At 68.5% G+C, this 5,322-nt stretch carries 4 protein-coding genes; 2 read left to right on the top strand and 2 right to left on the bottom strand.

The features are described from left to right. Nucleotides 1–261 precede the first annotated feature (261 nt). Nucleotides 262–1,857 (bottom strand): FAD-binding oxidoreductase, encoded by a 1,596-nt coding sequence (locus tag ACIRDX_RS20255; RefSeq protein WP_396627250.1) that lies wholly within the window; start codon nucleotides 1,855–1,857, stop codon nucleotides 262–264. Between the two features lie 392 nt (nucleotides 1,858–2,249). Between ACIRDX_RS20255 and ACIRDX_RS20250 the strand changes: the two genes are divergently transcribed. Then, nucleotides 2,250–3,215, top strand: coding sequence for a RimK family alpha-L-glutamate ligase (locus tag ACIRDX_RS20250; protein WP_396627249.1), 966 nt, complete (start codon nucleotides 2,250–2,252; stop codon nucleotides 3,213–3,215). A 137-nt stretch (nucleotides 3,216–3,352) separates the two neighbouring features. Then, complete coding sequence (locus ACIRDX_RS20245; RefSeq protein ID WP_396627248.1) at nucleotides 3,353–4,708, top strand: circularly permuted type 2 ATP-grasp protein; 1,356 nt, start codon at nucleotides 3,353–3,355, stop codon at nucleotides 4,706–4,708. Nucleotides 4,709–4,824: 116 nt separating this feature from the next. Here the strand turns inward: ACIRDX_RS20245 and ACIRDX_RS20240 are convergent. Continuing rightward, nucleotides 4,825–5,322, bottom strand: a 498-nt coding sequence (locus ACIRDX_RS20240) for an alpha/beta hydrolase-fold protein (protein ID WP_396627247.1), incomplete at its 5' end; no start/stop codon positions are given.

Genomic DNA, 5,322 nt, shown 5'->3' with positions numbered 1-5,322 from the left:
CAAGGGACACGTTCTCGAGTCACAAGGGAGGCAAGGGACCAGGGACAGGGACTGCCAGAGACGAGGGACAAGGAACCGGGAGACAGCTCTTCGACCAGTGAAGCGTGCCGCCACGCCTGGTCTCTTCTCCCTGTTCGTCCTGCTCCCCTGTCACTTGCAGTCCTTGTGACTGGCGTACTGGTCCCTTGTCCCTAGCTCTTTCCTGTCCCGCGTCCCTTGTAGCCCTGGTGACTTGCGTACTCGTCCCTTGTCCCTTGCGCCCTACGCGCTGAACAGCACGCCCGGCGCGAGAATCCCCTGGGGGTCGAGCGCGCGCTTGACGGCGCGCATCTGCTCGATCCCCTCGTCGCCATAGAGCTGCCGCAGCAGCGCCTGCTTCACGGGGTGGCGGCCCACGCCGTGTTCGGCGAGCGGGCAGCCGCCCAGGCGCGCCACATCGACGCCGAACTCGAGGATCGCGGCCTTGCCGGCTTCGACGTCCTCGTAGCTGCGCGGCAGCACGTTGGGGTGGACGTTGCCATCCGACACGTGGCCCCACGTGGCCACGTCCAGTCCGCGCCGGGCGAAGCCCTCGCGGTAGATGGCCATCATCTCGCCGAACTTCTCGAAGGGCACCACCATGTCGGCTGCGGTCTTGGCGATGCGGCCGTCGATGTCGCGCTTGGCGCGGCCGACGCGCGCGTTCACGCCGGCGGGCACGGCCTCGCGCACGCCGAGCAACTGCTCCGCGCGCTTGCGATCGCCAGGAAGCGCGAGCTCGGTGTCGTCGAGCACGCCGTGACGGTCGAGCACGCGGCAGAAGCGGGCCAGCGGCGTGTCGGGCCCGCCCTCGTCGAGCGCGCTGCTGATCTGATCGTAGGCCTCGTCCTGGCTGATCGGCGGCAACTCGAGCTGAATCAGCAGGAGCAGTCCCGCGCTGGCCGGCCAGCTGACCTCGTACTTCCGGTCGGCACCGTCTTCACGCAGGATCTGCAGCGACCGGCCGTCCATGTGCTCGATCGCGGCGACGTCGATGCCGGCCGGGTCGTGCGACTGCCATGTCGCCCGCGACGCATCGCGCAGGTCGGCGACCAGGGCGAGAGCGCCCAGCTCATCCGTGCAGGGCACCAGCGCGTAGCACAGCCCCGCGCGCGCCGGCTGCAGGCGCAGGACCGCCGCCGTGATCACGCCGAGCGTGCCCTCGGCGCCGATGAACAGGTCCACGAGGTCCATCCCCGGGGCCGCGTGATAGCCGGCAGACCGCTTGACCACGTCCGGCATGACGTAGGTCGGCACGGGCACCTCGCGTCGTCCGGCCGGGCCGTCGACGAGGAAGACGCCCGATGCATCAAGCACGTGCTGCCCGCGGCGGATGTCGATCACGTCGCCACCGGCGAGTACGACCGTGAGGCCGTCGACCCACTGGCGCGTGGTGCCGTACTTGTAGGTGGCGGCGCCGGCGGCGTTGGTCGCGATGATGCCGCCCACGGTCGCGCCGAGGTAGGTCGGCACGGGCGGGAAGTCGAGGCCATGGCGCGCCAGCTCATCCAGCAGCGTGGCAAGGGGCACGCCTGCGGCGACGCGGACCTCGTGCGCCTGCGGCGCGTCGATGGCCGTCAGGCGAGCGGTAGACAGCACGATCGCGCCGGTGGGCGTCGCCCCCCCGGTGAGCGAGGACTGCGCACCGACGACAAGGACCGCTCGACCGTCTGCAAGCACGGCCGCCACATCGGTCTCCGTGCGCGGCCGCGCAACGGCGTCGGCGGTGCCGCCGGGATAGTGGGCCGCGTCCTCGAGGTGCGCGGCGATGGCGTCGGGGCTGCGGTCGAAGAGGTCGTCTGACAGGGGCCCCAGGGGCGCGCGGGCGGCGATCGTCACCGGACTAGTGTAGCGAGGCCACCGCGACGCGGGAGGCAGGCACGGCTGGACCCTCGATCTGACACCACATGCCCCTGAGACACCGAGGGCGCCCGAGAAAAGTGCGCGACGTCCGTTCGGTTTGCCTCTGGCCGTCGTTAATTCCTTACAGAAGGGTCACCCAGTGGACGGCGCCCTGGGATCGGGAACGCGGTGAGCGCGAGGGAGGGAGGGCCCGACCGCTCGCCTGCGTACCTGGTCCCGGGGCGACCGACCGCTGGGTCCTCTTCGTTTCCTGCCTGGCGTTCCGCCTCAGTCCCCCAGAAACGTGAGTATTTCTACCCTGACGTACGCTCAGCTTTGGCGTACGCTGCATGGTAGACTGCCGCGTTTTTCAGGGGAGCACACACAACATGAAGATCGGGTTGCTGGTCGGTCGCGAGTACAGCTTTCCTCCGGCGTTCATCGACAAGGTGAACCAGCTCGGGCAGCCACACGGCATCACCGCCGAGTACGTCATGCTCAGCGGGTCGCCGATGGACGAGCCGCAGCGCTACAAGGTCATCGTCGACCGCATCTCGCACGAGGTGGAGTACTACCGCGGCTTCCTGAAGCTCGCGGTGCTCAACGGCACCTACGTGATCAACAACCCGTTCTGGTGGACGGCCGACGACAAGTTCTTCAACTACTCGCTGATGGCCCGCCTCGGCGTGGCGATCCCGCGCACGGTCCTGCTCCCGCAGAAGGCGTACCCGCATGACGTCGACATCCAGCCGGCGTCGCTGCGCAACATGGGGTACCCGCTCGACTGGGACGGCCTGCTCGACTACACGGGGCGGCCCGCCATCCTGAAGCCGTTCTCGGGCGGCGGCTGGAAGCACGTGTACAAGGTGCACACGCGCGAGGAACTGCTGGCCGCCTACGACGGCACCGCGCCGTACTGCATGACGCTGCAGCAGTTCGTCCACTTCGACAAGTACGTGCGCTGCTTCACCTTCGGCAAGCACGACATCGTCCCGGTGGTCTACGACCCGCATGCGCGGCAGTACCTGATCCAGCACGACTACCTGTCGTCCGAGGTCGGCGCCCGCGTCGTGAAGGACGCGCAGACGATCAACGAAGCGCTCGGCTACGAGATGAACACCATCGAGTTCGGGATCGAGGGCGACGTGCCGTACGCGATCGACTTCCTGAACTGCGCGCCCGACTTCGAGCGCGACCGCATCACGCCGTTCTACTTCGAGATGGTGGTCGACAAGATGGCGCGCCTCTGCATCGACCGCGCACTGAACGGCCACCAGAGCAACATGTTCCCCAAGTGGGAGCAGATGCTCGGCCTCGGCGCCGCGTCGGGGTTCGTGGGCAGCCCTGTGCCTTGAGCGTGTCATTCGAAATTTGAAATTGGAAATGCCGGGCGGCTCGGCCTTCCGGCCTTCGCTCGCGCGACCTTCTCCGCGGGGCCTGGCGGCGTGAGCCGCCGGCCCCCTCGAATTTCGAATCTCGAATTTCAAATTGCATGAATCCGATCGAGACCTGGACGTCCCTCCTCGGCGAGGGCGGCGAGCTCACCGAGCCGTACTGGGCCGCGCACGCGCAGCGGATGCGCGAGGCGCGGCTCCTGTTCGGTGACCGCCTGAGTTGCCCGTTCCTGCGGCCGCTCTTCATGACCGTCGAGGACGAGGCACGGCAGCGCGCGGCGTGCGAAGTGATCGCCCGCGTCGGCGAGCGCATCGTCAGGGAGGCGATGGAGGACGAGGCGCTGCTGGCCGACTTCGGGCTCTCCGACGCCGAGCGCGCGCTCGCGGCGATCGACCCGGGCTACCAGTACGCGAGCACGGCCAGCCGGCTCGACTCCTTCCTGCTGCCCGACTCGCTGATGTTCGCCGAGTACAACGCCGAGTCGCCGGCGGGCTTCGGCTACACCGAGGTGCTGGCCGACGTGTTCGCGGCGATGCCGATCATGGCGCGCTTCCGCGAGACGTTCGATGCGCAGCCGTACGGGATGATGGACGCGATGCTCGAGGCGCTGCTGGCGAGCTACCGCGACTGGGGCGGCACCGCTGCGCCGCCCACCATCGTCATCACGGACTTCCGCGGCGTGCCGACGTGGAGCGAGTTCGAGATCCTGGCCGCGCGGTTCACGTGGCGCGGCGTGCCGACGGTGGTGGCCGATCCGCGCGACCTCGAGATCGTCGGCGGTCGGCTGGTGGCGGAGGGCCGCGCCATCGACCTCGTGTACCGGCGCGCGCTGATCAACGACCTGGTGGCGCGCCCCGACGACACGCGCGTGCTGGTGCAGGCGTACCGCGAGCGGCTCGCGTGCGTCGCCAACACGCTGCGCTGCAAGATTCCGCACAAGAAGTCGTTCTTCGCGGTGCTGACCGACGAGGCGCACGCCGGGCGGTTCAGTCCGGAGGAGCAGGCCGTCATCCGCGCCCACGTGCCGTGGACGCGGGTCGTGGCCGAGCGCCGGACGCGGACGAGCACCGGCCAGGACGTGGATCTCGTCGCCTTCGCGCGCGACCATCGCGAGCGCCTCGTGATCAAGCCCACCGACGACTTCGGCGGGCACGGCGTGATGCTCGGATGGGAGGCAGAGGCCTCGGCGTGGGAGGGGGCCTTGCAGACGGCCCTGACGGCGCCGGCGGGCACGTGGATCGTGCAGGAGCGCATCCCGATCCGCCGCGAGCCGTTCCCGATGGTCGAGTCCGACCCGCACCGCGTCGCCACGCGCGACATGCTGGTCGACTGCGCGCCCTACATCTTCCGCGGGAAGGTGACCGGGTTCCTCACCCGGCTCAGTTCGTCAGGACTCGCGAACGTGACGAGCGGCGGCGGTCAGGTGCCGGCGTTCCGCGTGGTGGCAATTTGAAATTCGACATTTGAAATTCCAGAGGGCCGCGGCTCCGCCGCGTGCCCGTCGGAGATCCCGGCGCGAGCGAAGGCCTGAGGCCGAGCCGCCAGGAATTTCGAATGTCGAATTTCGAATTACAGGAGTCTGCCCACGTATTCCCACATCATGTGGTGCCAGTAGGCCCAGTCGTGGCCGCCCTGCGGCCCCCAGTCGTCGAGGTGGTGCGGGATGTTGCGGCGGCGCAGCAGCTCGGCGAAGCGATAGGTCTCCTCTGGGCGCTCCCACGGGCCGGTGCCGGTGGCCAGGTGGATGTGCGACGAGGCGATCTGCTGGTAGAACCAGGGATCGCTGATCGACGACAGGTAGTCCATCGGGTTGTTGAAGTAGAAGTTGTCGTCGTACAGGCCGTCCATGAAGCGCCGCATGTCGTAGACGCCCGACATGGCGAAGCACCACTTGAACGTGTCGGGGTGCTTGAAGGCGCTGTTGGCGGCGTGGTAGGCGCCGAGCGAGGCGCCCATCACGGCGACGGCGGGCAGGCCGCGGCAGTGGTCGTGGATGAACGGCACGACCTCCCAGCGGATGTACTCGTCGTACTGCTTCTGCATCCAGCTGCGGTGGAAGGGGTGCGC

This window comes from Luteitalea sp., assembly GCF_044337415.1.
In the GTDB taxonomy this organism is placed as follows: Bacteria; Acidobacteriota; Vicinamibacteria; order Vicinamibacterales; family Vicinamibacteraceae; genus Luteitalea.
The sequence above is the reverse complement of the archived record's forward strand: the minus strand, read 5'-3'. Positions and strand labels throughout refer to the sequence as shown.

Excerpts from the sequence above, each read along its gene's own strand:
- ACIRDX_RS20250 (WP_396627249.1), top strand. The coding sequence starts at position 2,250 with ATGAAGATCGGGTTGCTGGTCGGTCGCGAGTACAGCTTTCCTCCGGCG.
- ACIRDX_RS20245 (WP_396627248.1), top strand. The coding sequence starts at position 3,353 with ATGAATCCGATCGAGACCTGGACGTCCCTCCTCGGCGAGGGCGGCGAG.